The 25,031-nt window shown below is 70.6% G+C and carries 20 protein-coding genes; 4 read left to right on the top strand and 16 right to left on the bottom strand.

The genetic code is table 11. The features are described from left to right. From AFL01nite_RS15650 to AFL01nite_RS13785, 5 genes are all read right to left on the bottom strand, one after another. A partial coding sequence (locus AFL01nite_RS15650) for an NAD(P)-binding protein (protein ID WP_371862838.1) occupies nt 1-123 on the bottom strand: 123 nt, incomplete at its 3' end. A 75-nt stretch (nt 124-198) separates the two neighbouring features. After that, a complete protein-coding gene (locus tag AFL01nite_RS13800) occupies nt 199-1,770 on the bottom strand; it encodes a protein kinase family protein (protein ID WP_146828344.1) in 1,572 nt (523 codons plus the stop codon). 58 nt (nt 1,771-1,828) lie between these two features. Further along, nucleotides 1,829-3,472: a murein biosynthesis integral membrane protein MurJ gene (gene murJ / locus AFL01nite_RS13795; protein WP_146828342.1), complete on the bottom strand. Its 1,644-nt coding sequence runs from the start codon at nt 3,470-3,472 to the stop codon at nt 1,829-1,831. After that, nucleotides 3,465-5,510, bottom strand: coding sequence for a DUF6049 family protein (locus tag AFL01nite_RS13790; RefSeq protein ID WP_246119728.1), 2,046 nt, complete (start codon nt 5,508-5,510; stop codon nt 3,465-3,467). Before AFL01nite_RS13790 ends, murJ begins: the two co-directional genes overlap by 8 nt. Nucleotides 5,511-5,560: 50 nt before the next feature. Beyond that, nucleotides 5,561-6,985, bottom strand: coding sequence for a CCA tRNA nucleotidyltransferase (locus AFL01nite_RS13785; protein ID WP_186813958.1), 1,425 nt, complete (start codon nt 6,983-6,985; stop codon nt 5,561-5,563). Between the two features lie 244 nt (nt 6,986-7,229). Between AFL01nite_RS13785 and AFL01nite_RS13780 the strand changes: the two genes are divergently transcribed. Then, a complete protein-coding gene (locus AFL01nite_RS13780; protein WP_246119726.1) occupies nt 7,230-8,741 on the top strand; it encodes an ABC-F family ATP-binding cassette domain-containing protein in 1,512 nt (503 codons plus the stop codon). Between the two features lie 45 nt (nt 8,742-8,786). On the opposite strand, the gene AFL01nite_RS13775 is transcribed toward AFL01nite_RS13780, so the two are convergent. From AFL01nite_RS13775 to AFL01nite_RS13750, 6 genes are all read right to left on the bottom strand, one after another. Further along, nucleotides 8,787-10,082, bottom strand: coding sequence for an ABC transporter substrate-binding protein (locus AFL01nite_RS13775; RefSeq protein ID WP_146828335.1), 1,296 nt, complete (start codon nt 10,080-10,082; stop codon nt 8,787-8,789). A gap of 66 nt (nt 10,083-10,148) precedes the next feature. After that, nucleotides 10,149-11,288 carry a branched-chain amino acid ABC transporter permease gene (locus tag AFL01nite_RS13770; protein ID WP_146828333.1) on the bottom strand — a complete coding sequence of 380 codons (1,140 nt, stop codon included), beginning with the start codon at nt 11,286-11,288 and terminating at the stop codon, nt 10,149-10,151. Beyond that, entirely contained in the window at nt 11,285-12,181 is an 897-nt protein-coding gene (locus tag AFL01nite_RS13765; RefSeq protein WP_146828331.1) for a branched-chain amino acid ABC transporter permease, read from the bottom strand. The genes AFL01nite_RS13770 and AFL01nite_RS13765 overlap by 4 nt, the downstream gene beginning before the upstream one ends. Further along, nucleotides 12,178-14,046, bottom strand: coding sequence for an AMP-dependent synthetase/ligase (locus tag AFL01nite_RS13760; protein WP_146828329.1), 1,869 nt, complete (start codon nt 14,044-14,046; stop codon nt 12,178-12,180). The genes AFL01nite_RS13765 and AFL01nite_RS13760 overlap by 4 nt, the downstream gene beginning before the upstream one ends. Next, on the bottom strand, nt 14,043-14,849 hold the full coding sequence (locus tag AFL01nite_RS13755) for an ABC transporter ATP-binding protein (protein ID WP_146828327.1): 807 nt from the start codon (nt 14,847-14,849) through the stop codon (nt 14,043-14,045). Before AFL01nite_RS13755 ends, AFL01nite_RS13760 begins: the two co-directional genes overlap by 4 nt. Before the next feature lie 62 nt (nt 14,850-14,911). Beyond that, nucleotides 14,912-15,691 (bottom strand): ABC transporter ATP-binding protein, encoded by a 780-nt coding sequence (locus AFL01nite_RS13750; protein ID WP_146828325.1) that lies wholly within the window; start codon nt 15,689-15,691, stop codon nt 14,912-14,914. Between the two features lie 139 nt (nt 15,692-15,830). Between AFL01nite_RS13750 and AFL01nite_RS13745 the strand changes: the two genes are divergently transcribed. Further along, the gene (locus AFL01nite_RS13745; RefSeq protein ID WP_146828323.1) at nt 15,831-16,427 is read left to right on the top strand and encodes a TetR/AcrR family transcriptional regulator; all 597 of its coding nucleotides are present in this window, start codon (nt 15,831-15,833) and stop codon (nt 16,425-16,427) included. A 52-nt stretch (nt 16,428-16,479) separates the two neighbouring features. Here AFL01nite_RS13745 and AFL01nite_RS13740 read toward each other — a convergent pair whose 3' ends face one another. Next, nucleotides 16,480-17,940, bottom strand: a complete 1,461-nt coding sequence (locus tag AFL01nite_RS13740; protein WP_146828321.1) for an endonuclease/exonuclease/phosphatase family protein — start codon at nt 17,938-17,940, stop codon at nt 16,480-16,482. Nucleotides 17,941-17,988: 48 nt separating this feature from the next. Continuing rightward, on the bottom strand, nt 17,989-18,738 hold the full coding sequence (gene ppgK, locus AFL01nite_RS13735; RefSeq protein WP_146828319.1) for a polyphosphate--glucose phosphotransferase: 750 nt from the start codon (nt 18,736-18,738) through the stop codon (nt 17,989-17,991). Between the two features lie 103 nt (nt 18,739-18,841). On the opposite strand from ppgK, the gene AFL01nite_RS13730 reads away from it, so the two are divergent. Then, nucleotides 18,842-19,798 carry a DUF808 domain-containing protein gene (locus AFL01nite_RS13730; RefSeq protein ID WP_146828317.1) on the top strand — a complete coding sequence of 319 codons (957 nt, stop codon included), beginning with the start codon at nt 18,842-18,844 and terminating at the stop codon, nt 19,796-19,798. Nucleotides 19,799-19,864: 66 nt separating this feature from the next. Here AFL01nite_RS13730 and AFL01nite_RS13725 read toward each other — a convergent pair whose 3' ends face one another. Together AFL01nite_RS13725 and AFL01nite_RS13720 are read right to left on the bottom strand one after the other, a co-directional pair. Continuing rightward, nucleotides 19,865-20,965, bottom strand: coding sequence for an inositol-3-phosphate synthase (locus AFL01nite_RS13725; protein WP_146828316.1), 1,101 nt, complete (start codon nt 20,963-20,965; stop codon nt 19,865-19,867). A gap of 7 nt (nt 20,966-20,972) precedes the next feature. Next, a complete protein-coding gene (locus tag AFL01nite_RS13720) occupies nt 20,973-21,554 on the bottom strand; it encodes a PadR family transcriptional regulator (RefSeq protein WP_146828314.1) in 582 nt (193 codons plus the stop codon). A 168-nt stretch (nt 21,555-21,722) separates the two neighbouring features. On the opposite strand from AFL01nite_RS13720, the gene AFL01nite_RS13715 reads away from it, so the two are divergent. Then, nucleotides 21,723-23,951 (top strand): transglycosylase domain-containing protein, encoded by a 2,229-nt coding sequence (locus AFL01nite_RS13715; RefSeq protein ID WP_146828312.1) that lies wholly within the window; start codon nt 21,723-21,725, stop codon nt 23,949-23,951. A gap of 9 nt (nt 23,952-23,960) precedes the next feature. Here the strand turns inward: AFL01nite_RS13715 and AFL01nite_RS13710 are convergent, their stop codons facing one another. Further along, nucleotides 23,961-24,995, bottom strand: coding sequence for an alanine racemase (locus tag AFL01nite_RS13710; RefSeq protein ID WP_146828310.1), 1,035 nt, complete (start codon nt 24,993-24,995; stop codon nt 23,961-23,963). Nucleotides 24,996-25,031: the final 36 nt, after the last annotated feature.

Genomic DNA, 25,031 nt, shown 5'->3' with positions numbered 1-25,031 from the left:
GCCGGCGGTGACGGAGCCCTCGAACACGAGGGGCTTGAGGTTCGCACGTGCGGCATAGATCGCAGCCGTGTATCCGGAGGGGCCGGAGCCGATGATGATGAGACTACGGACGTCGTCGGTCATGGAGAGGCGCTTTCGATCGGGTTCACGTGGTGCAACGGATTCTAGGCGGTGAATGTTCCCGCGCCGCGGCCTCGGTCATCGGCCACGCACGGTGACACCGCGGATCTCGCCGCGGAACTCTCCGGGACTGATCTCGGGCAGCGACCGCAGCCAGACCACGACGTAGCGCGTGCGAGCGTCGCGCGGCAGGGCGACCGAGACGTCCTCGGTCGCTCCGTTGATCGTGGAGACCTCGCGCAGGTCGTCGAGGTCGCGGGGGGCCGTGGCCGTCTTCGGCGGGGCCGTGAGGATCGACAGGTCGGTCGGACTGCCGGCCAGGCGCAGCCGCACCTGCTCGACCTGGCGGACGGAGCCGAGGTCCAGCACGACGCCGACGCCGTCCTTGAGCCCGCCCAGGTCGGCGCGGTTGTAGTAGGTGCTGGTGGTCCAGCCGTTGTCGGGGTCGTCGTCGAGGACGGCGGACGTCTGACCGGCGTTCTCGGAGCCGTCCTCGCCCTGCGGGTCGAAGTCGATGACCCGGTCGACCGGCAGGACCCGCACGGGGGCGTCCGGCGCCGACTGGGAGTACGGATCGCCCTCGCGCCCGAACTCGCGGCCGACCAGGAACGCCAGCACGCCCGAGAGGACGACCGCGGTCACCAGGCCGAGCAGGACCAGGGCCCGGTCGCCGTGCGTCATCAGCGCGAGGCGCGCGGCGAACCGCTCGCGTCGCGTGGGCGGCTTCGGCGCGAAGGCCTTGGGCCGGCGACGCGGCGGCTCGAGTCCCGGGGGCGGGCCGGAGGGCTCCACGACCGGATCGAGGCGCAGCAGGTCCGGTGAGGTGACGTCGTACCCGAGCGGCTCGTCGAAGAGGTCCTCGTCACCCTCGCCGGCCTCGTAGAGGACGCGCGCGATCTCGTCGGCCGTCCTCAGGGCGTCGTGCGGGTGCCGGTCCGGCTCGAGGATCCGGTCGCAGATGTCGTCGAGCTCGCGCAGCACCCCGGCGCGCACCTGGCGGGGCCTCAGCAGGTGACCGTGCTCGGTGGGAGCGGCGCGCAGGCCGTCGACGTGCCCGCCGGGCCAGCGACTCACCAGGCAGGCGTAGAGCAGCTTGCCCAGCGCCGTGACGTCGGCGGACCGGTAGGCCGCGAGGTCGTCGGCGGAGTCCTGGTGGTCGGCCGGGGCCAGGGCGGTGGCCACGCCCAGGCCGACGATGCGGACGGCGCCGGACTCCTTCAGCAGGACCTGGTGCGGGGTGAGCCGGCGGTGCACGAGCCCGCGCTCGTGCGCGTGGGCCAGCGACTCGGCCACCTCGGCGACGATCGTGGCGGTGCGCCGGTTCGGCAGCGGCGACTGGGCCAGCAGCAGGCTCAGCGGCGTGGCCTTGGCCCACTCGCGGACCACGACGTGGACGCCGTCCTCGTCCTGCAGCAGGTCGAGCACCCGCAGGAAGCGGTGGTCGGTGACGCTGGTCGAGCGACGCGCGGCCTGCAGGAAGTTCTCGCCGCGCGGATCGTGAGCCGGGAGCATCTCGACCCGGACGTTGCGGTGCAGGATGCGGTCGACGGCACGCCAGTTCGAGGCGCCGAGGCTCTCACTGACCAGGTCGGCGAGTTCGTACCGCGAGGCGAGCACGTCGCCGGAGACGTGGGGCCTCCGGTCGCTCATCAGTCCTCAGTCCTCCTCGAGACGCAGGCGCAGTGGCACCCAGGCCATCGTACGGCGGTCAGCCACGACGCAGGACGCTGTCGACCACATAGCGCAGCTCCTCGACGCGCAGCAGCCGGGCGACGAGCACCGTGGTGCCAGCACCGGCCAGGCCGACCAGGACGAGCTCGCCCAAGGCCGACAGGGGCTCGGGCTCGCCGGCGTCGACGAGCTCCTGCCAGCCCCACCGGCCCAGCAGCATGACCGCGGCCGCCGCGGTGCACACCAGCGCGAGCCGCACGACGAAGCGGACCGTCTCGGGATCGGCCAGCGACCCGATCCGGCGCGAGAGCACGGTGGCCGAGACGGCGAGCCCCGCCGTGTAGGCCAGCCCGTACGCCAGGGCCAGTCGCGTCGACACCTCGATCGGCGCCGCCCCGGTGGTGAGCGCGACGGCCACGGCGATGTTCGCCGCGGCGATGAACGCCTGGATGAAGAAGGGCGTGCGCGTGTCCTCGAGGGCGTAGAAGCCGCGCAGGACGACGTAGTGGAGGCTGAACATCACCAGCGCGAGGGCGAAGGCGGAGATGGTGGTGCCGATGGCGCCGGTGTTGCTCCGCGCCGCGCCGAAGCCGGTCAGGACCGCCGCGATCGGCAGGCCCAGGCACGCGACCGCGACGGCGATGGGCGCGATCAGCATCAGCGCCAGGCGCAGCGTGCGCGCGAGCTCGAGGCGCATCCGGGCGAAGTCGTGGTCGGCCGCGCGCGCCGCGAGGGTGGGGATGATCGCCGTGGCCAGCGAGACCGTGATGACGCCGTGGGGCACCTGGCTGATCAGGAAGCCGACGTCGTAGACGACCTGGCCGGCGCTGTCGACGTCGCGCTTGCGGCCCTCGATGTCGGCGCCCGAGGCCAGCCGCACGATGACGAAGTAGGAGATCTGGTTGACCACGATGAAGGCCAGGGTCCAGGCGCCGAGCTTGAGGGTGTGGCTCAGCCCGACCCCGCGGAAGTCGAACCGTGGGCGGTAGCGGAAGCCCACCTGGCGCAGGAACGGCACCAGGACCATCGCCTGCACCGCGATGCCGAGCGTCGAGCCGAGGCCGAGCAGCCATGCCTCACCCGGGCTGAAGCCGTCGTCGGCACCGGGAGCGGCCACGCCGAACACGAAGCCGTAGCTGCCGAGCACCGCGAGGGCGACGAGGTTGTTGATGATCGGCGCCCACATCATCGGCCCGAAGCGCTGCCGCGAGTTGAGGATCTGCCCCACGAGCACGAAGGCCCCGTAGAAGAACACCTGCGGCATGCACAGCACCATGAGCAGGTACGCCGACTCCCGCTGGCGGGTGAACTCCTCGGTGAACATGTCCGCCCCGAACAGCAGGCGCAGCAGCAGCGGCACCGCGAGCATGAGCACGACCGTGGCGGCGCCGAGCACGAGCAGGCCCAGGGTGATGATCCGGTTGGCGTACGCGTCGCCGCCGTCGGGGTCGCTCTTCATCGCCCGCACGAGCTGGGGCACGAGCACGACGTTGAAGATGCCGCCCGCGACCAGGATGTACAGCGAGTTGGGGATCGAGTTGGCGACGTTGAAGATCGAGCCGTTCAGGGCGCTGCCGACGACGGCCAGCAGCACGAGCGAGCGCAGCAGGCCGGTCACCCGCGAGACGATGGTGCCGAGCGCCATCCAGGCACTGGCGCGCGCGAGGTTCGGGTCACTCATCGTGGTCCTCGAACCGGGCGTCGGCGACGGGAGCGCGGCCACGACGGCGACGCCGCGTGCGGAAGCGGCGGGCCCACGTCAGCACGACGAGCAGCCCGGCCGCTCCCATCGTCACCCAGACGATCAGGCCGACGTTGCTGGAGCGGATGTTGAAGACGGCCGGCTCGCCGAAGGTGGCGCCTGACTCGGTGGCGAGTCGCGCGGTGACGGTGCTCGAGGTCTGCTCCTCGAGGTCGACCTCGACCGTGAACGTGTGGCGCTCGCCGGCGTCGATCTCGACGGGGGCGATGTCGTCCAGCTCCAGGGAGGGGTTGTCGGCCGCGAGGTCGAGGCCCACGCGCACCGGCTCCTTCGTGTCGTTGGAGATCGTCAGCGGGAACCCGCCGCGGCTGCTGGAGAGCGTGATGGTCGACGGGCTGTCGATCGCGATGTCGCCGAGGACGGACTCGACGGACGCCAGCTCGTTCGCGACGGCGCGGTCGAGCATCGCGGTGTCGGGGCGCCACCGCACCGAGAGCAGTCCGGCGACGGCCCGGTGGTGAGCGGCGCGATCGGCGTCGACCACGACCTCGTCGAGGCGGTCGAGGGTCCGCGACAGGGTGGCGATCCGGTCGAGATCCGTGGCGCTGAGGGACGTCGTGTCGACCTGCTCGGGCACGTCGCCGGTGTACGTGAGCGGCGCCGAGCGGACCAGCGCGGTCGCCGTGGTGGGCCGCGTGAGGCCTCCGCTGCCGCGGGTGGTGACCGCCCTGGCCACGACCTCGCCCCCGTCGGCACCGGGATCCCAGCTCGGGTCGACGACGGTGAGGGCGTCGGCGCGCGATCCGCTGTCGCCGTCGCGCGAGAGCGCGGCCAGGGCCGCGTCGGTCAGGATCCGCTGGCGCAGCGTCACGGCCGTCTCGGCACCGGGGATGTCGGGCAGTGCGCCGTTGACCAGCAGCGGCAGCGGACCGTTGACGGTGTCGAGGCTGACGACCGAGCCCAGGCGCGGCTCCCAGTCGGGCACGCTCTGGCGGGACACCAGCGTGGGGCCCTCGCCCCGGCCGCGGATGTCCTCGAGCATCGACAGGGTCGTGCCGGCGATGGTGGGCCACGAGGCTCGCGCCCCGGTGAGGGCGTGGTCGGCGAGCGCCTGCGAGGTGGCGTCGTCGACCCGCTCCCATAGCTCCTCGGCGTTCTCGGGGTAGCGGTTGAGCGCCAGCTCGTCGGGCCGCGCGTACGACACGACCCACGTCGTGGAGTCGAGCGCGAGGCGGCGGAGGTCGGCCAGCCACGTCGTCACCGCGTCGGCGCGGGCCTCCGGGACCCTGACTCCCTCGGGCAGGCGATCGGGATCGGTCAGCAGTCGCAGCTGGTCGAGCAGCGACGGGTCGAGCATGATCGTGCGGCCCTCGCGCGGGGTCGCGGCGGCGGCGTCGAGGTAGCGCCGCAGCTGGCCGGACTCGGCAGAGACCGCGATCTTCTCCAGGTCGCGGCCGCCGGGGCCCCAGGTGGGGGTGAACGGCCACACGACTCCGGCGGGGATGGCGGTGTCGGGGTCGGACACCCACGGCAGGAAGGTCGTGGCCCGGGCGACGGCGTCGTTGGACCGCTGGCCCTCGTCGTCGGTGGCCAGGATCTGCACGCCCACGGGGTACACGCCGCCCGCGCCGGCCAAACCCAGGCGCGAGACGGGCACGGTGACCTGGAACCGCCGGAACGCCCCCGGGGCGAGGTCGCCCACCTCGGCGAAGGTGCCGGCGTCGACCACACGCTCGCCGGTGTAGGACTGGCCGTCCTCGATCGCGGTCTCGATCTGGGCGCGGGACTCGAACGGACCGCGCGGGATGACGAGGTAGGCCTGGACGGCCTTCCACGGCGTCGAGCCGGTGTTGCGGATGATGCCGCTCATCCGGATCGTGGCGTCGGCCGACAGCCGCGAGGGGGTGAGGCCGTCGATCTGCACCGAGAGCGAGCCGTCGGAGGCGGTCGCCGCGGGCGTGGGGGCGCCGACCAGGACTGACAGCGCGACCACGAAGGCGGTGAGCCAGGCGCGCATCGTCACCACGTCATCGTAGTGGGCACGGCGGCCGGACCGGCGGCGATGACTCAGCGCGCGGCCCACCAGGCGCGCAGGGCCTCGATCGCCTGCTCCTCGGGCAGCGGGCCCCGGTCCATCCGCAGGTCGAGCAGGAAGCGGTAGGCCTCACCGACCTCGCGGCCGGGACCGATCCCCAGGACCTCCATGATCCGGTTGCCGTCGAGGTCGGGCCGGATGGACTGCAACTCCTCCTGCGCCTCGAGCTGGGCGATGCGCGCCTCGAGGTCGTCGTAGGTCCGCTGCAGGCGCAGGGCCTTGCGCTGGTTGCGCGTGGTGCTGTCCGCACGGGTGAGGATGTGCAGGCGCTCGAGCTGGTCGCCGGCGTCGCGGACGTAGCGCCGCACCGCGGCGTCGGTCCACTCGCCGCTGCCGTACCCGTGGAACCGCAGGTGCAGCTCGACCAGCTGGGCGACCCGGTCGGTGATGTCGTTGGGGTACCGCAGGGCGCGCATCCGCTTGCGGGTGAGCTTCGCGCCGACCACGTCGTGGTGGTGGAACGTGACAGTGCCGTCGCCGGCGAACCGGCGGGTGCGCGGCTTGCCGATGTCGTGCAGCAGCGCGGCGAGACGGATCGTCAGGTCGGGGCGCTCGTCGAGGCGGTGCTCGAGGTCGATCGCCTGCTCCAGGACGATCAGCGAGTGCTCGTAGACGTCCTTGTGACGGTGGTGCTCGTCGCTCTCGAGCTGCAGCGCCGGAAGCTCGGGCAGGACGCGCTCGGCGAGACCGGTGTCGACGAGGACGCGCAGGCCCAGCACGGGGTGGTCGGACACCAGCAGCTTGTTCAGCTCGTCGCGGACCCGCTCGGCGGAGACGATCTCGATGCGGTCGGCCATCGCGGTCATGGCCTCGGTGACGTCGGGCGCGGTGATGAAGTTCAGCTGCCCGACGAACCGCGCGGCGCGCATCATGCGCAGGGGGTCGTCGCCGAAGGAGATGTCCGGACCGATGGGCGTGCGAATCGTGCGGTCGGCCAGGTCGTCGAGGCCGCCGTGGACGTCCACGAACTCCAGGCTCGGCAGCCGCACGGCCATGGCGTTGACGGTGAAGTCGCGCCGGGCGAGGTCGTCGTTCAGGTTGGTGCCGAAGGCGACGACCGGCTTGCGGGAGTCGGGGTCGTACTCGTCCGCGCGGTACGTGGTGATCTCGAGCGTCTCGGAGCCCTTGCGCAGCGCGATCGTGCCGAACTCACGCCCGACGTCCCAGGTGGCGTCGGCCCAGCCCTTGACCGCCTGCTCGATCTCGTCGGGGGTGGCGGACGTCGTGAAGTCGAGGTCGGTCACCGGACGGCCCAGCAGGGCGTCGCGCACGGGGCCGCCGACCAGCGCGATCTCGTGGCCGGCGTCGACGAAGCGGGCCCCCAGCTCGGTCAGGACGGGATGGGTGCTGCGCAACTCGTCGAGGCGCGTCTTCTCGTGCGCGGTCAGTTCGGCCACAAGGGTCGAGTCTACGCGGGACGGCGACACCCCCGGTGGCGGTTCGTCCGGTCCCACCGCGCCGGTGGGGGCGGTGCGTCAGGTCCGACCGCAGTGAGCGTTGTGGGACGGTACGCACCGCCGTTAGGCTGGAACACATGGAGAACTGAGATCCCGCCCGCCCACCCGCGACCCGGAGATCTCCCGCATGTCCTCCTCCCTCTCCCTTTCCCACGCGTCGTTCGTGTTGCCCGAAGGCCGTACCGTGTTCGACGACCTCACGTTCTCGCTCGGCCCGGGCCGTCACGGCCTCGTCGGCGACAACGGCGGCGGCAAGTCGACGCTGCTCGCCCTGATCCGCGGTGACCTGCGCCCGACGTCCGGCACGGTCGAGGTCACCGGCGCCGTGGCCCACCTGCCCCAGGCCCGGTCCGATGCCGGGGCGACCGTCGCCGACGTCCTCGGGGTCGGTGCCCGGCTCGCGGCGCTGGCCCGGATCGAGCGCGGCTCCGTCGACCCGGCCGACTACGACCTCGTCGGTGACGGCTGGGACCTGCCCGAGCGCACCGAGCGCTGGCTCGGCCGGGTCGGCCTCGGCCGGCTCCACCTCGACCGGCCGCTCGCCGCCGTGTCCGGCGGCGAGGCGACCCTGCTGCGCCTGGCGGGGCTGATGCTCACCGACCCGGACGTCCTGCTGCTGGACGAGCCCACGAACGACCTCGACGCGCCGGCGCGGGCGCGGCTGGCCCGGATCGTCGACGAGTTCACGGGCGCGCTCGTGATCGTCAGCCACGACCGGTCCCTGCTCGAGCAGATGGACGACATCGGCGAGGTCCGCGCCGGGGGCGTGCGCTGGTTCGGCGGACCGTTCAGCCACTACGCGGCGGCCGTCGCGGCCGAGCAGGAGTCGGCCGCGCAGGCGCTGGCGACGGCGAAGGCCGACGTGCGTCGCCAACGGCGCGACCTGGTCGAGCAGCAGACCAAGCAGGCGCGACGCGACCGCCAGGGTCGTGCCCGGGCGGACAGCCTGCCGAAGATCGTGGCCGGGGCCTACCAGCGTCGCGCCGAGGTCTCGGCCGGTCGGGTGCGCGGGGTGCACGAGGACCGGCTCGACGCCTCGCGGACGGCGCTGGAGTCGGCGCAGGACCGGGTGCGCGACGACCGCCGCATCCGGCTCGACCTGCCCGACACGGCGGTGCCGCCGCGCCGCGAGGTGCTGCGGGCCGAGGGGCTCGTACCGGCCTTCGGCACGGCCCGCGCGGTCGACCTCGACGTCCGTGGACCCGAGCGGATCGCCCTCGTCGGACGCAACGGCACCGGCAAGACGTCGGTCCTGCGGGCGCTGCTCGGGCTCCAGGCGCCGCGGTCCGGCCGGGCCGTCGTGCACGTGCCCTGGCGGTACCTGCCGCAGGGGGTGGACCTGCTCGACCCCGACCGGTCGGTCATCGAGTCCGTCCGGGCGACCGCACCCGAGATCGAGCCGGGCACGGTGCGAGCGCAGCTGGCGCGGTTCCTGTTCCGGGGCGACGCCGTGGAGCAGCCCGTCGGGACGCTCTCCGGCGGCGAGCGGTGGCGGGCCACGCTGGCCAGCCTGCTGCTGGCGACGCCGGCGCCCCAGCTGCTCGTGCTGGACGAGCCGACCAACAACCTCGACCTCGCGAGCGTCGCCCACCTGACCGAGGCGCTGGAGTCCTACCGCGGTGCGCTGCTGGTGGTGAGCCACGACGAGGCGTTCCTGGCCGATCTGCACCTGGATCGGACGGTCGAGCTCCGGTGACGACGAAGGGGGCCGACCCTCGCGGGCCGGCCCCCTCCTGTCCTGTCAGTTCAGCGCGAAGCAGGGCTCGGTGTAGTCGTAGCCCTCGGCCGTCGGGCCGGCCTTCATCTCCTCGGCGATCGAGACACCGGTGGGCGCCTCCTTGTCGACCTTGGAGATCACGCTCTGGCGCCAGGCCACGTCGTTCGCCTCGCCGGTCTGGTTGAACGCGTCGTCGGGCAGCATGCCCTCGTAGTCGACGCTGTCCAGGTCCTTCGCGGCCTTCACGACGTTCTCACGGGTGACGCCGCCGTCCATGTCGGCAGCGGCCTTGAGCGCGGCGAGCAGCGGGTACTCCCACACCCAGCCCGCCGTGTAGCCGTCGCTGGGCGAGTCGACCTCGGCCAGGGCGTCACGCATGGCCTTGTGGCCGTCGGACTCGGTGCCCCACGGACCCCACGGACCGGCCTGGAAGTACATCGCCTCCAGGGCCGGGGCCGCCTCGGTCTGCAGCAGCGCCGGGTTCCAGGTCGGGCTCGAGCCGACGACGGTGCCCTTCCAGCCCTGCGCGGCCGCGCCACCGAGGATCGTGGCCATCTCGGCCGGTCCGGTGGTGACGTAGACCAGGTCGGGCTTCTCCTTCAGCACCGCGGCGACGGCACCGGCCTGGTTGTCCTGGCCGGTGGCGGTCTCGACGGCCTTGAAGTCGAGGTTGTTCGCCTTGGCGGCGGCCTCGACGCCGGCCGCGGCGTCTCCGCCGTAGTCGTTCGGGTAGTGGATCGCCAGGACCTTGCCCTTCACGCCACGGTTCGCGACCGCCCAGTCGACGCCGTTCATGGCCTCGAAGCAGTAGTTGGCACCGGACTGCAGGATCTGGTCCTCGAAGTCCCAGGCAGAGTTCCACGAGGCCGGCACGCCGATGACGTCGTCGGCCTTCATGTCCTCCAGGATCGCGAGCGTCTGCGAGGAGCCGAGGGTCTGGCCCAGCGCCAGGACGTCGTTGCGCATCTCCTGGTACTTCTTGTTGTGGATCTCGGGGTTGTACTCCGCGTCGGCGATGTACTTGTCGATGTTGACGTCGAAGCCGCCCACGCCGCCGTCCTCGTTGACCTTCTTCCAGAACGCCTTCTGCGCGTCGGTGATGGGCACGGCCAGCGGGGCGAACGGGCCCTTGGTGAGGTCGGAGATCGCACCGAGGTAGATGCAGCCGTTGTCCTTGTTCACGGCGTCGGGACACGCCTCCTCGGTGATGCCGGGCCCGGAGGCACTGTCCTCGTCCCCGCCGCCGCGGCAGCCCGTCAGCACGAGGGCCGCCACCGCCGCACCGGCGACCACGCGGGCCAACTTTCGGTGTTGCTTCATCTTCGATTTCCTCCTGGGGTGGTTCGACGGTGCGGGGTGCACCGCCAGCGGCCTCGCGGCCGGGGTCTAGTAGGAGAAGGGCCAGCCCTTCCAGTAGTTGCGGATCCGGGTCCAGATCCCGAACAGTCCGCGCGGCTCGAAGATCAGGAAGCCCATGATCAGCAGGCCGTAGAGGATCGCCTCGAGCTGGAAGACCGAGATCAGCCCGTCGGGCACGAAGCCGGCGATGAACTGGCTCAGCCGGGGCAGCAGGGCGATGAAGAGCGCGCCCATGATCGAGCCGCTGATCGTGGCGACGCCGCCGATGAGCACCATCGCGAGGTACTGGATCGACAGCAGCAGGCTGAACGCGCCGGGCTCGAACACGCCGATGACGGCGTAGTAGAGCGCGCCGGTGACGCCGGCGAAGAACGACGACATCGCGAACGCCATGACCTTGTACTTCGTCAGGTCGACGCCGATGACGGCGGCGGCGACGTCGCGGTCGCGGACGGCGCCGAACGCGCGGCCGACGCCCGAGCGGGCGATGTTGCGGCCCAGGATGGCGAAGATGATCAGGAAGACCAGCGCCAGGAAGAACTGCGCCTGGCCGCGGGACAGGCCCGAGATCGGCTCCATCGAGGAGAAGTCGATGCCGAACAGCTCCAGCTCGGCGCCGCGACGGCCGACACCGGGACCGCCGGTGATCTCGCGGGCCTCGCGGAACACGTGGTCGCCCAGGAACACCAGGCCGAGCGTGACGATCGCGAGGTAGAGACCGCGCAGGCGCACCGCCAGCGGTCCGACGATCAGTCCGGCGACGGCCGCGACGACACCGGCCGCCGGCAGCCAGATCCACATCGGCAGGCCGTAGCCGAGCATCGCGCCGTCGGGATCGCCACCGAGGACGGCGCCGGTGTAGGCGCCCACGCCGATGAAGAACGCGTGGCCCAGCGAGACCTGGCCGGCGTAGCCGGTGACGAGGTTCAGGCCGATCGCGCCGACGGCCGAGATCATGCCGAGCGTCAGCACCTGCAGCAGGTCGTCGGTCAGCAGGAACGGCACGACGAACGAGGCGATGACCAGGCCGATGACGCTCCGGCGCTTGGCCGGCGTGTTGGCCAGGGCCAGGTCCTGGTGGTAGCTCGTGCGCAGCAGGGGGCGGCCGCGGACGCCGGTGGACTTCCTGGCCTGGGCGGGGGGCGCAGAGCGCAGCATGGTGGTCATACCCGCTCCACCTCCTTCGTGCCGAAGAGTCCGTACGGTTTGACCAGCAGGACCAGGAACATCAGGGCGTAGGGCGCGACGAGGGCGAAGTTGTTGCCCAGCCACGGCGCGACGTCGGGCTGGTAGACCGCGGTGATCGACTCGACCAGGCCGACGGCCAGGCCGCCGATGACCGCGCCGGGGATGCTGTCGAGGCCGCCGATGATGATCGCCGGCAGTGCCTTCAGCGCGATGATCCAGGTGTTCTGCTCCATGCCGGCGCCGGTGGCCGCGACGAAGGTGCCGGCGATGGCCGCCAGCCCGCCGGCGATGGCCCACGCCAGGGCGAACATCGTGCCCACGCGGATGCCCTGCGCCAGCGCGGTCTCCTGGTTGAGCGCCGTGGCGCGCATGGCGAGGCCGGTCTTGGCGTAGCGGAAGAACATCGCCAAGGCCGCGACGGTGACCGCGGTGACGACGATCAGGCCGAGCCGCTGGTGCGAGATCGACAGGCCCCAGAACTCGAGGCGGTTGCTGCCGCCGGGGTACGGGACCGAGCGCGGGTCGGGGCCCATGTACCGGTTGGCGAAGATGCGCAGCACGATGTCGACGCCGATCGTGATGATCGCGAGCGTGAACACCGGCTTGCCGACCATGGGCCGCAGCGCGAGCCGCTCGACCAGCATGCCCAGCAGCGCGCCGGCGATGATCGCGACGATGAGCGCCGGCCAGAAGGGCAGTTCGAAGACGCTCGTCGCGTGGTAGGCGAACAGTCCGCCGCACACCATGAGGGCCGGCTGGGCGAAGCTGATGACGTGCGTGGCCTTGTAGATCATCACGTAGCCCAGCGCGAGCAGGGCGTAGATCGATCCCTGGGCGAAGCCGTTGAGGACGGACTGCAGGAAGGTGGTCATGCCTTCAGCTCCTCGGTCGCGATGACGCGGTCGGTGTCGGAGTAGAGCCCCTCGATGGCGTCGGCGAAGCGCTCGTTGATCGCCGAGCGCTTGATCTTCTGGGTGGCCGTGAGCTCGCCCTCCTCGTGGTCGAGCTCCTTCGGCAGCATCGCGAAGCGCTTGATCGTCTCGACGCTGGCGAACTTGCGGTTCGTCTCGTCGACGATCGACTGCACCAGCGCGATGACCTCGGGCTTCTCGGACAGGTCGCGGTAGGTCGTGAACCCGAGCTTCTGCTGCTGGGCCCAGTCGCCGACGGTGTCGAGCTCGATGCCGATCAGCGCCGTCAGGTACTTGCGGCGGTCGCCGATGACGATCGCCTCCTTGATGTACGGCGACGACTTGAGGCTGTTCTCGATCTCGCTGGGACTGATGTTCTTGCCACCTGCGGTGATGATGATGTCCTTGATCCGGTCGGTGATCTTGATGTGCGTGCCGTCGACCCACTCGCCGACGTCGCCGGTGTGCAGCCAGCCGTCGGGGTCGACCGTGCGGGCCGTGGCCTCGGGGTTGTTCCAGTAGCCGGCGAACGTGCCCGGGTGCCGGGTGAGGATCTCGCCGGTCTCGTCGTCGATCCGCACCTCGGTGCCGATCTGCGGCTCGCCGACCGTGCCGACCTTGACCCGGCCGGCCATGTTCGCCGTCGCGATCGCGGAGTTCTCGGTCATGCCGTAGACCTCGTGCATGCGGATGCCGATGCCCATGAAGAACTCGAGCACCTCGGGCGCGATCGGGGCCGCGCCCGACGCGGCGTACCGGACCTTGCCCAGTCCGAGCCGCTCGCGCAGCGGCCGGTAGAGGCACACCCACCCGGCGGCGTAGACCGCGCGCGTGGCGGGGGTGTGGTTGCCCTGGTTCTCGACGAGGGTGCGCCCGATCCACGCGGCGCGCTTCATCCAGAAGTCGAAGTTCTTGCGCTTGAACCACGAGGCGCCGCTCATCCGGATGTGGACGCCGGCGGCGATCTTCTCCCAGATGCGGGGGACGCCGAAGAGCAGCGTCGGCTGCACCTCGCGGAGTGCCTGCTGGACGGTCTCGATCGACTCGGCGAAGTTGACCTGCGAGCCGACCGCGGCGTTGAACCAGGTCGTGAAGACGCGCTCGGCCACGTGGCACAGCGGCAGGTAGGACACGACGAGGTCGCGGTCGCTGGCCGGCGGGTCGACGAACGCGCCGCCGCTCCGGAGCGTCTCGATGACGAACTCGATGTTCGCGATCGACAGCATCGCGCCCTTGGGCGGCCCGGTGGTGCCGGACGTGTAGACCAAGGTGGCGAGGTCGTCGGGCTGGGCCGCCTCGAGCCGCTCGGTGACGGCGCCGGGGTGCTCGGCGCGGTGCTGCTCGCCGAGGGCGAGGAAGTCGTCCCAGGAGAGGAGCCGCGGGTCGTCGTACCGCCCGCGGATGCCGCGCGGGTCGATGTAGACGACCGTGCGCAGGTCGGGCAGCTCGTCGGCGATCTCGAGGTACTTGTCGACCTGCTCCTGGTCCTCGGCGATGAGGACGCACGAGCCGGAGTCGCGCAGGACGTGCAGCACCTCGGCGGCCGGGTTGGTCGGGTAGAGCCCGACGGTGCCGGCGCGGACCGCGGTGATGCCGATGTCGGAGTAGAGCCACTCGCAGCGGTTCTCGCTGTGGACGGCGACGCGGTCGCCGACCTCGACGCCCAGGGCGATCAGCGCGTGGCCGACCAGGGCCGAGCGCTCCCAGTAGTCGGCCCACGACACCTCCTCCCACAGGCCGAAGTTCTTCTCGCGCATGGCGACACGGTGGGGGGTGTCCTGCGCGCGCTCGCGGATCCGCTGCGGCAGCGTGTTCGTGGCGGTCATGCCAGCTCCCCCTGCACCTCGGCCAGGGTGGCGTCGTCGACCGGCCCGAGGTAGGCCCGGATGACGTCGGGGTGCGACTGCACCTCGTGGGGCGTGCCGGTGGCGACGGGCTTGCCGAAGTCCATCGCCATGACGCGGTCGGCCAGGTCCATGACCAGTCCCATGTCGTGCTCGACGAGGATCATCGGGATCCTCAGCTCGTTGCGGATGTCGAGGATGAACCGCGCCATGTCCTCGGTCTCCTCGCCGTTCATGCCAGCGACCGGCTCGTCGAGCAGCAGCAGCTTCGGCTCCATCGCCAGGGCGCGACCCAGCTCGATGCGCTTCTGGATGCCGTAGGGCAGCATGCCGACGGGCAGCTGGCGGTAGCCCTCGATCTCGAGGAAGTCGATGATCTCCTCGACCCGGCGGCGGTTGGCCACCTCGGCGCGCTTGGCCTTGCCGAACCAGGCGACGGACGCCGCCCAGCCGTAGCCCAGGTGAGCATGGCGGCCGAGCATCAGGTTGTCGACGACGTCGAGGTTCTCGAACAGCTCGATGTTCTGGAACGTGCGCGCCATGCCGAGGTTGGCGATCTTGTGCGGGCGCATCCCGCGGATGTCGGTGCCCGCGAACTCGACCGTGCCCTGCTGGGGTCGGTAGACGCCCGACAGGACGTTGAAGATCGACGTCTTGCCCGCCCCGTTGGGGCCGATGACGGCGAAGAGCTCGTTGTCGAAGACGTCGAAGTCGACGCCCTGGAGGGCCTTGACCCCCGAGAACGCGAGCTCGACGCCTCGCACGCTGACGACAGGTTCGGACACGTGACCCTCCGGGACGGGACGGGGCGAGACGGTGGACGACGGGGCGTGGGGGGACGCGGCGCTCACGACAGCCAACGCTTCCGACGCTTGTAGTGCTTGATGTCGCGGTAGCTGGTGGCCAGGTCGCCACGGCCGAGGTAGAAGTCGCGGATGTCCTCGTCGTCGAGCAGTTCGGCGGCGGGCTTGTCCATCACGACCTTGCCGTGCTCCATGACGTAGCCGTGCTGGGCGATCGACAGCGCCATCGTGGCGTTCTGCTCGACCAGCAGCACGGTGGTGCCGCGCTCGTTGATCTGGACGATGATGTCCTTGATCTGCGCGACGATGCGGGGCGCGAGGCCCAGGCTCGGCTCGTCCAGCAGCAGGATCTCGGGCTGGGCCACGAGGGCTCGGCCCATCGCGAGCATCTGCTGCTCGCCGCCGGAGAGGTAGCCGGCGGTGTTCTTGCGGCGCTCCTTGAGCACGGGGAAGAGCTCGTAGACCTCCTCGATCCCCTCGGCCAGGCCGCCGCGGCGGGTGTGACCGCCGACGCGCAGGTTCTCCTCGACCGTGAACTCGCTGAACACCCGACGGCCCTCGAGCACCTGACCGAGGCCGGCGGCCACGATCTTGGGCGCGTCGAAGGTGTGGATCGGCTGGTCGCGCAGCCGCACCTCGCCCTTGGTGATCTCACCGTCGTGGATGTCGAGCAGGCCCGAGAGCGCGCGCAACAGCGTCGTCTTGCCGGCACCGTTGGCGCCGAGGAGAGCCACGATCTGGCCCTCCGGCACCGACAGGCTCACGCCGCGCAGGACCAGGATGACGTCGTTGTAGACGACCTCCAGGTTCTTGACCGTCAGCAACCTTCACTCCCTCTGATCGACAGCAGCCCCTCGTGCGAAGGTGACGACATCCTCACATACGTTGTGAGGCATGTCACTATCTATCTACACTCGGTGTGTCGAAAGGTGGGAGTCCGGTGCTCTCGGCCAGCATGGAGCGGTGGGAGCAATGGAGTACCGACAGACCGACGGGCGCATGCAGCGCAGCGAACGGACGCGAGCGTTGATCGTCCAGGCGCATGCCGACCTGCTGCGCGAGGGTGTCCTGAAGCCCACTGCGACGATGATCTCCGAGCGTGCCGGGGTGTCGCGGCGGACGCTATGGTCGAACTTCCGCGACATGGAGAGCCTGCTCGGGGCCACGGTCGCGTACTGGTTCCGCACCGACGACGAGCTACGGGTCGAGATCGACCTCGAGGCGCCGCTGCCCGAGCGGATCGTCTGCTTCTGCGCCGAACGGGAGCGGCGCCTGGTCAACATCGCGCCGGCCGCCCGCGCGGCCGTGCTGGGCGAGCCCGACTACGCGGCCCTGCGCGCCAGTCGCCGGGGCCACATCGACCGGCTGCGCCGCGACGTCCAGCAGACCTTCGCCCCCGAGCTGGCCTCCGCGCCGGAGCCCGAGATCCTCGTCGACGCCCTCACCGCCGTCACGAGCTGGAACGCCTGGTCGCTGATGTTCGACGACCACGACTACCCGGCAGCCCGCTGCCGCCAGATCATGGAGCGCTCCGTGCGGGCGCTGCTGGCCTCGGTCTGAGCGAGCGGCGGGGGGATCGGGCGGACCCTGACGGGCCCGCCCGATCGGCGGGCTACCAGCGCAAGGACGCCATCACGGGCACGTGATCGGAGCCGATGCAGCCGGCGGTGGCGATCACCGTCTTGTTCGTCACGCCGAGGCAGTTCTCCTGCCACCTCTCGCCATCGGCCAGGCGCGTCCGGGCGACGACCCAGGACGCCACGGCCTGCACCGGAGTGCCCGAGCCGGGCTTGTAGGCGACGTGGTCGTACGGATACTGGGACGGCACCTTGCTCGGCAGGAACGAGCGTACGGATCGGTACGTCGGATTGATCCTGGTCGCGGCGTCGTCGTTGGCGATGCCGTAACCGTTCCTGCGGAGCCAGTCCAGCCCGCCGTTCGAACGGGTCGGCGAGTTGAAGTCCCCCATCAGCAGCACGGGCAGGCCCTCGGTGTTGGCGGCCTTCACCTTCTTGTCCACGTTCGCGAAGAACGCGCGGTGTGCAGCGTCGGGGTCGGCGCCGAGGTTCTTGAGGCTGGTGGACGACGCGGTGTGGATCGAGACGACGAAGACTCGCGACGCCGGCCTGGCTCGGTCCTGCAGCACCACCCAGTTCGTCCAATCCCGGACGCCCTCGTAGTCGTTCGGCGCATAGAGATCGGTGAATGCGCCGCCGCGCACCCGGTCGAACTTGGACGCCCGCCAGAAGATGCGACCCTCGCTCGAACTCGGATCGAGGTAGCTGGAGTACTTCGTCCCCAGCCGGGCCGCGACGGTCTCGTGGATGAGCAGTCGCTGGGAGGCCGGAGCGGAGACCGGGATCTCGCCGCCGACCTTGGCCAACAGGTGGGACGGAGAACCGTTCTTCGGGTCCAAGCACGCAGCGGCCGAGGCGTCCATGGGCGGGGCACAGCCCCACTTCGTGGCGATCGGACCGTTGTCCTCCTGGATCGCGAACACGTCCAGATCCAGGTTCGCCAAGGTCGAGATCACCTTCGATCCACGCTTGGCCCACGGGAAGGTGTTCTTGTCCTTGGCGCCGTTCACATGGCTCGACGTCGCACTCAGGACGTTGTAACTGCCGACCTTGTAGCGCGGGATGGACTCGCTGACGGCGTTCACCGCAAGCCAGGGAGAGAACGCGGAAGCCCGGTCGTCGGTGGCGCGGTCGGCCTCGTCCCTGCTGCGCGCTCGAACCACGACGTAGTAGCGTCCCGAACTCGGTACGGCCCGCAAGGTGGCGTTGAGATTGATGGTCGTGCCGCTCACGCCCGCATCGAGCCAGGACCACTGGGTCGTCGACTTGTCGGGGCTGACGCCGACGAGGTAGGACCCCGAACCGCTGATGCGGTCCCAGGTGACGGCGACCTGCCCGCCGCCGAGATCGGCGGCCTGGACGTTGGTGGGTGTGGGAAGGCTCGAGGCTGCCTCAGCTGGCGCGGTGAGAACCGTCAGTCCCGCTGCACACGTCACTCCAGCGAGAAGGACGCGCCCCCCGAACCACCCGTGGAAGAAATTCTTCATGGATGTCATGGGGGCACTGTGCCAGAAACTCGGAGTTACTCCACCGTGCGAGCGAAATCAGCCGCGCTCGCCGAGCGCGGCGGCACCGATGATGCCGGCGTTGTTGCGGTGCTCGGCGGGGACGATCGGGGTGCGGAGGTCCAGCAGGGGCAGGAACTTCTCGCTGTTCTTGCTGACGCCGCCGCCGACGACGAACAGGTCGGGCGACAGGATCCGCTCGAGGTGGCTGAAGTACACCTGCAGGCGCTCGGCCCAGTCCTTCCAGGACAGGTCCTCGCGCTCGCGGGCGCTCGTCGCGGCCCACTTCTCGGCGTTCGGGTGACCCGCCACCTCGAGGTGGCCGAACTCCGTGTTGGGCACGAGGGTCCCGGCGTTGATCAGCGCGGAGCCGATGCCGGTGCCGAGGGTGATGACGCAGACGAGCCCGTCCTCGTCACGCGCGGCGCCGTAGTCGTTCTCGGCCACGCCGGCCGCGTCGGCGTCGTTCACGACGTGCACCTCGCGACCGAGGACGTCGGTGAACAGCGCGTCGACGTCGGTGTCGATCCACGACGGGTCGATGTTGGCCGCCGACCGGGCGACGCCCCGCTGCACGACGGCCGGGATGGCGACGCCGATCTGCGGCACGTCCTGCGTGTCGGGGAAGTGCGCCACGATCTGCGCCGCGACCTCGGCCACCGCCTGCGGAGTCGCCGGTCGGGGCGTGGGGATGCGGAAGCGGTCGCCCACGAGCGTGCCCGTGTCGAGGTCGACCGGAGCCCCCTTGGTGCCGGTCCCGCCGATGTCGATGCCGAAGCCGATGACCATGGCAGCACCCTATCCACGGGTCGGTCGCTCGGCGTGCCGGTCACCGGCGCGGTCGGCCCCGGTGCGCCGTGCCGGCCCGCGGCCACGCCCGTACGCTGAGCCCATGGCTGGAGGACTTGTCGCCCTGCTCGACGACGTGGCTGCGCTGGCACGACTGGCGGCCGCGTCCGTCGACGACGTCACCGCGGCGGCCGGCAAGGCCAGCGCGAAGGCCGCTGGCGTCGTCGTCGACGATGCCGCGGTCACCCCGCGCTACGTGCACGGCGTCGACCCCAAGCGCGAGCTGAGCATCATCGGCCGCATCGCCAAGGGCTCGCTGCGCAACAAGCTGCTGTTCATCCTTCCCGGCCTGCTGCTGATGAGCCAGTTCGTGCCGTGGATCCTGACCCCGCTGCTCATGGTCGGCGGCACGTACCTGTGCTTCGAGGGCGCCGAGAAGATCTGGCACCTGCTGAAGCCGCACGAGGGTCACGCGAAGGAGGAACCGGCGTCAACCAGCGGGCCCGAGGCCGAGAAGCAGGTCGTCTCCGGCGCGATCCGCACCGACTTCATCCTCTCGACCGAGATCATGGTGATCTCGCTCAACGAGGTCGCGGACGAACCGCTGGTGTCCCGCGCGATCATCCTGGTGCTCGTCGCCCTGGGCATCACCGCGCTGGTCTACGGCGCGGTCGCGCTGATCGTGCGGATGGACGACGTGGGCATGAACCTGGCCGGCCGGACCTCGAACCTCGCCCAGCGCGTGGGGCGGCTGCTGGTCAAGGCGATGCCCAAGGTGCTCTCGACCCTGGCCACCGTCGGCATCGCCGCGATGCTCTGGGTCGGCGGGCACATCATCCTCGTGGGCACCGACGAGCTCGGCTGGCACTGGGTCTACGGCAAGGTGCACGACCTTGAGCACTGGGTCGCCGACGTCATGCCCTTCGCCGACGGTGCGTTCGAATGGGTCGCCAACACCGCGGTCTCGGCGCTCATCGGCCTGCTGATCGGCGCGGTGGTCGTGACGATCGTCAGCGGGATCAAGCGCCTGCGCAGCGGCACGTCCACCGCCGCCCACTGAGACCTCCGTACACAGAGACGCACCGGACCCCCTCGGGTCCGGTGCGTCTCTGGCGGGTGCTGAGGCTCAGCGCTCCTCGGTGCCCGCGATGAAGGCCTCGAGCGTGGCGCGACCCTCGTCGTCGGGACGCTGCTCCGGCGGCGACTTCATCAGGTACGACGAGGCCGACAGCAGCGGGCCCGCGACGCCGCGGTCCTTGGCGATCTTGGCCGCGCGGATGGCGTCGATGATGATGCCGGCCGAGTTCGGCGAGTCCCAGACCTCGAGCTTGTACTCCAGGTTGAGCGGGACGTCACCGAACGCGCGACCTTCGAGGCGCACGTACGCCCACTTGCGGTCGTCGAGCCAGGCGACGTAGTCCGACGGGCCGATGTGGACGTTGCGGTCGTCGACCTTGTCGGCCAGCGAGCCGTGCAGGTTGGACGTGACGGCCTGGGTCTTCGAGACCTTCTTGGACTCCAGGCGCTCGCGCTCGAGCATGTTCTTGAAGTCCATGTTGCCGCCGACGTTCAGCTGGTACGTGCGGTCCAGGGCGACGCCCCGGTCCTCGAACAGCTTGGCCATGACGCGGTGCGTGATGGTCGCGCCGACCTGGCTCTTGATGTCGTCGCCGATGATCGGGACGCCGGCGTCCTCGAACTTCTTGGCCCACTCGGGGTCGGAGGCGATGAACACGGGCAGGGCGTTGACGAACGCGACCTTCGCGTCGATGGCGCACTGCGCGTAGAACTTGTCGGCCTCCTCCGAGCCCACGGGCAGGTAGGAGACGAGCACGTCGGCCTGCGTGTCCTTGAGGACCTGCACGACGTCGACCGGCTCGGCCTCGGACTGCTCGATGGTCTGGAGGTAGTACTTGCCCAGGCCGTCCAGCGTCGGACCACGCTGGACGATCACGCCGGTCGGCGGGACGTCGGTGATCTTGATGGTGTTGTTCTCGCTGGCGAGGGTGGCCTCGGCCAGGTCGAACCCGACCTTCTTGGCGTCGACGTCGAACGCGGCGACGAACTCGACGTCATTGACGTGGTACTGCCCGAGCTTGACGTGCATGAGCCCGGGGACGGTGGCCTCCGGGTCGGCGTCCTTGTAGTACTCGACGCCCTGGATCAGGGACGTGGCGCAGTTGCCGACGCCGACGATGGCCACGCGGACCTTGTTCTCCGAACTCATGGAGACCTCACTTTTCCTTGTCTGTCGTGCTGGTGTCTTCGTGCTCCGAGAACGCGTCGGCGCGCTCACGGTCGATCAACTCGGTCAGCCAGTTGATCTCGCGCTCCACGGACTCGAGACCGTGACGCTGGAGTTCGCGGGTGTAGGCGTCCATGCGTTCACGGCGGGTGGCCGCGGCCGTGCGGACGTTCTCGAGTCGCTCCTCCAGGCGGGACCGGCGTCCTTCGAGGATCCGGACCCGGGTGGGGGAGCTGGTGCGCGCGAACAGGGCGAACCGCACCCCGAAGTTCTCGTCGTCCCAGGCCGACGGGCCGCCGTCCTCGAGCAGGGAGGTGAAGTACTCCTTGCCCTCGGCCGTGAGCCGGTACACGATCCGGGGCCGCTTGCCGCGCGGCGTCGTCTCGGTGTCGGCCGCGATGAAGCCGGCGCGCGTCAGCTGCTTGAGGCAGGGGTAGAGCGTCCCGTAGGACAGCAGCCGGGTCCAGCCGAGCAGGCCGTTGACCTGCTTGCGCAGCTCGTAGCCGTGCATCGGCGAGTCGGCGAGCAGGCCGAGGACGGCCAACTCCAGTGCTGCTCCGCGTCGGGCCATCGTCGCCTCCTCCCCCAGGGATCACTTCCGTTCGATGCCACGAACGGCTATATCGGTACGATACATCGAGTAGGGCACAAAACCACCCCCCGGCCCTCCGGGATTCGCGTTCTCAGGAACACGGGTCAGACTGGAGCGTTGGATTCGTCGTCCGGAAGGAACCCGTTCGTGGCGAAAACTCGCACGAAGAACACGCAGGGACCGTTGAAGCGGTTCAGCCGCAGGATCGGAGGCACCGGCTCCCTGCCGGTGCGCGCGCTGCGGTGGCTGCTGTTCCTCATGGTGGCCGGCTTCATCGTCGGAGCCCTGGTCTTCGCGGTCCTGTACGCCACGATCAAGATCCCCGACCCCAACGCCGACTTCCAGACCGAGACGACGAACGTCTACTACTCGGACGGCAAGACCAAGATCGGCAGCTTCGCGACGCAGAACCGCGAGCGCCTGGAGTACGACGAGATCCCCGAGGTCATGCGCGACGCCGTCGTGGCCGCGGAGGACCGCACCTTCTGGGAGAACCGCGGCATCGACGTGCGCGGCATCGTCCGGGCGGCGCGCAACAACGCCACGAGCGGCGCCATCACCGGCGGCGGCTCCACGATCACGCAGCAGTACGTGAAGATCCTGTACCTGAACCAGGAGCGCTCCTACACCCGCAAGGTGAAGGAGGCCGTCCTCTCGGTCAAGATCCACAACCAGCTGACCAAGCAGGAGATCCTCGAGGGCTACCTCAACACGATCTACTACGGCAACGGCGCCTACGGCGTCGAGGTCGCGTCGCGCACCTACTTCGGCAAGCCGGCCGCGAAGCTCAACATCGGCCAGGCCGCCTTCCTGGCCACGGTCATCAACAACCCGTCGTACTTCGACCCGTACGCCGAGGGCGCCCGCGACCGTGTCCTGCCCCGCTTCAACTACGTCCTCGACGGCATGGTCAAGCGCGGCTCCATCACGGCGGCCGATGCCGCGGCGCACAAGGGCAAGTTCCCCAAGTTCAAGAAGCAGCGCGCCAACCAGCGGTTCGAGGGCCCGAAGGGCCACGTGCTGGAGCTGGTGCGGGCGCAGATGCGCGCCGAGGGCTTCCTCGACACCGAGATCGAGGGCGGCGGCCTCCGGGTCGTCACCACGTTCGACAAGGACGCGCAGGACGCGGCGGTCGACGCGGTCAAGGAGGTCCGTCCCGACGGCCTCAAGGAGCTCAACAACGCCGTGGTCTCCGTCCAGCCCGGCACCGGTGCGGTCCGTGCCCTGTACGGCGGGCCCGACTACCTGAAGAACCAGCTGAACTGGGCCACCGAGAAGACCCAGCCGGGCTCGACCTTCAAGGCGTTCGCGGTCGTCGCAGCGCTCGAGAACGGCTACAGCCTGCAGACCCGCCTCAACGGCAACGCGCCGCTGAGGATCGGCGACGCCGAGATCCAGAACCAGGGCGACAGCGGCGGCAAGTCCTACGGCTTCATCAACCTCGAGCGGGCCACGGAGTTCTCGGTCAACACCGCGTTCGTCGACCTCACCGACCAGATGGACAACGGCGGGCGCAAGATCCTCAAGGCGGCGCGCGAGGCCGGCATCCCGCAGTCGACCATCGACACGATCGAGCCGGTCATCGGCGTGTCCCTGGGCTACGCCCCGGTCGCCCCGATCGACATGGCCAACGCCTACGCGACCTTGGCGGCCGAGGGCAAGCGGGCCCAGTGGTACGTCATCGAGCGCGTGGACGACGCGCGGGGCGCCCGCGTCTTCAAGCACAACGTCGCGACCACGCAGACCATCGACGAGGACGTCGCCGCCGACACGCTCGCTGCGCTGCAGACCGTGGTGCGCAGCGGCTCGGGCGTCCAGGGCCGAACGTTCTGCCCCACCGCGGGCAAGACTGGCACCGCCACGGCCAACGACGGCAAGGACGGCGAGGACCGCGTGTCCTCCTCATGGTTCGTCGGTGCGACCCCGAAGCTCGCCACGGCGGTCATGTACAACCGCGGCCGGGGCAACGAGGAGCTCGAGGGCTACCTCAACCCCTTCTTCGGCGGCACCTACCCGGCGCAGACGTTCGCCGCGCACATGAACCGCGCCCTCGCGGGCAGCGAGTGCGGCTCCTTCCCGCCGCGGGCGAACATCAAGGCTGAGAAGGGAACGGCGGTCGCCAACCCCGGCACCGCCCCGAAGCCCAAGAAGAAGGACGACGAGAAGGTCGAGAAGCCGACGCCGAAGCCGACCCAGCCGGCTCCCCAGCCTACGACACCGGCCCCGACGCAGCCGGCTCCCGAGCCGACGGCGCCCCCGGTGACGACCCCGCCGCCCGCGCCCACGCCGACCGTTCCCGCGCCGAAGCCCGGTGGCGAGGGCGGTGCCGGCAACGGCCGGGACGGTGGGACCGGTCCCGGCGGCGGCCAGGGCTGAGCGGGCGGCTCAGACCTCGGTGATCGCGTCGAACTGCGCGATCGTGTAGCGGACGGCCGCCGGGAGGCGGTCGCCCACTGCGGGCACCGGGGTGCCCTCGGGCAGCAGGATCATGCTGGCCTGCATGTGCGGCGGCTCGACGAACCAGCGCTGCTTGCCACCGATCGTGAACGGCGACAGGGCCAGTCCGGCGGCGGCCAGCCCGCCCTTCGCGGCGGCCTTGCCGCGGCTGGCGACGCCGGCCACCGCGCGGGGCGCCTCGAGGCCGATCCCGTGGCTGGTCCCCCCGGCCACGACGACGACGTGGCCGGCGCGCGGGACCCGGCCCTGCCGGTAGCCGACGCGCTCGCCGCGCTGCACGGTGTGCACGTCCAGCACCGTCGACCGGACGGTCAGCGATTCGAGGCGGCCGAGCCACAGCGACGTGCCCACGCGGGGCCGGATCGTGAGGTTCGGGCGCTCGGCGCGCAGCTGCTCCAGCTGCGGCACCGTCAGGTGCGAGCAGTACACGGTGGTGGTCTGCAGGGCGGACGTCTCGAGGATCGCGCACCACGTGCGGGCCTCGGCCAGGTTGCCGCCGGCCATCGGCAGGTGGATCGCGAAGCCCTCGACCACGAGGTCGGTCGCGGCGATGGCGCGAGCGGCCTCGGCGAGGTGGTGGCGATCGAGTCCGTGGCGGGCCATCGAGGTGACGGCCTCCACGACGATGCGCGCACCCGGCCGGGCGGCAGCGAGCGCGGGGATGTCCTCGATCCGGCCGACCGTGTGGATCACGCGGGGGTCGTCCACCGGCAGCGAGAACGGCCGCCACGGGGTGAGGACCTGCACGTCGCCGGGGAACGCCCCGAGCAGCTCGGCAGCCTCCTCGTACGTGCCGACGGAGATCAGGTCGGCGCCGAAGCGCTCCGCCTCGTGGGCCAGCCGCTCGCGGCCGAGGCCGTAGCCGTTGCCCTTGATGACCGGGACGAGGCCCGGCTGGGCGTCACGGGTGGTGGCCAGGTGGGCGCGCCAGTCGGCGGCCCGGATCTCGAGGTCGAACGCCATGCGCCCCATCCTGCCGGGTTCGGGCTGAGGCCCGGC

The organism is Aeromicrobium flavum (assembly GCF_007992115.1).
In the GTDB taxonomy this organism is placed as follows: Bacteria; Actinomycetota; Actinomycetes; order Propionibacteriales; family Nocardioidaceae; genus Aeromicrobium; species Aeromicrobium flavum.
The sequence above is the reverse complement of the archived record's forward strand: the minus strand, read 5'-3'. Positions and strand labels throughout refer to the sequence as shown.

Excerpts from the sequence above, each read along its gene's own strand:
- AFL01nite_RS13800 (WP_146828344.1), bottom strand. The coding sequence starts at position 1,770 with ATGAGCGACCGGAGGCCCCACGTCTCCGGCGACGTGCTCGCCTCGCGG.
- murJ (WP_146828342.1), bottom strand. The coding sequence starts at position 3,472 with ATGAGTGACCCGAACCTCGCGCGCGCCAGTGCCTGGATGGCGCTCGGC.
- AFL01nite_RS13790 (WP_246119728.1), bottom strand. The coding sequence starts at position 5,510 with ATGCGCGCCTGGCTCACCGCCTTCGTGGTCGCGCTGTCAGTCCTGGTC.
- AFL01nite_RS13775 (WP_146828335.1), bottom strand. The coding sequence starts at position 10,082 with ATGAAGCAACACCGAAAGTTGGCCCGCGTGGTCGCCGGTGCGGCGGTG.
- AFL01nite_RS13770 (WP_146828333.1), bottom strand. The coding sequence starts at position 11,288 with ATGACCACCATGCTGCGCTCTGCGCCCCCCGCCCAGGCCAGGAAGTCC.
- AFL01nite_RS13765 (WP_146828331.1), bottom strand. The coding sequence starts at position 12,181 with ATGACCACCTTCCTGCAGTCCGTCCTCAACGGCTTCGCCCAGGGATCG.
- AFL01nite_RS13760 (WP_146828329.1), bottom strand. The coding sequence starts at position 14,046 with ATGACCGCCACGAACACGCTGCCGCAGCGGATCCGCGAGCGCGCGCAG.
- AFL01nite_RS13740 (WP_146828321.1), bottom strand. The coding sequence starts at position 17,940 with ATGACATCCATGAAGAATTTCTTCCACGGGTGGTTCGGGGGGCGCGTC.
- ppgK (WP_146828319.1), bottom strand. The coding sequence starts at position 18,738 with ATGGTCATCGGCTTCGGCATCGACATCGGCGGGACCGGCACCAAGGGG.
- AFL01nite_RS13730 (WP_146828317.1), top strand. The coding sequence starts at position 18,842 with ATGGCTGGAGGACTTGTCGCCCTGCTCGACGACGTGGCTGCGCTGGCA.
- AFL01nite_RS13725 (WP_146828316.1), bottom strand. The coding sequence starts at position 20,965 with ATGAGTTCGGAGAACAAGGTCCGCGTGGCCATCGTCGGCGTCGGCAAC.
- AFL01nite_RS13720 (WP_146828314.1), bottom strand. The coding sequence starts at position 21,554 with ATGGCCCGACGCGGAGCAGCACTGGAGTTGGCCGTCCTCGGCCTGCTC.
- AFL01nite_RS13710 (WP_146828310.1), bottom strand. The coding sequence starts at position 24,995 with ATGGCGTTCGACCTCGAGATCCGGGCCGCCGACTGGCGCGCCCACCTG.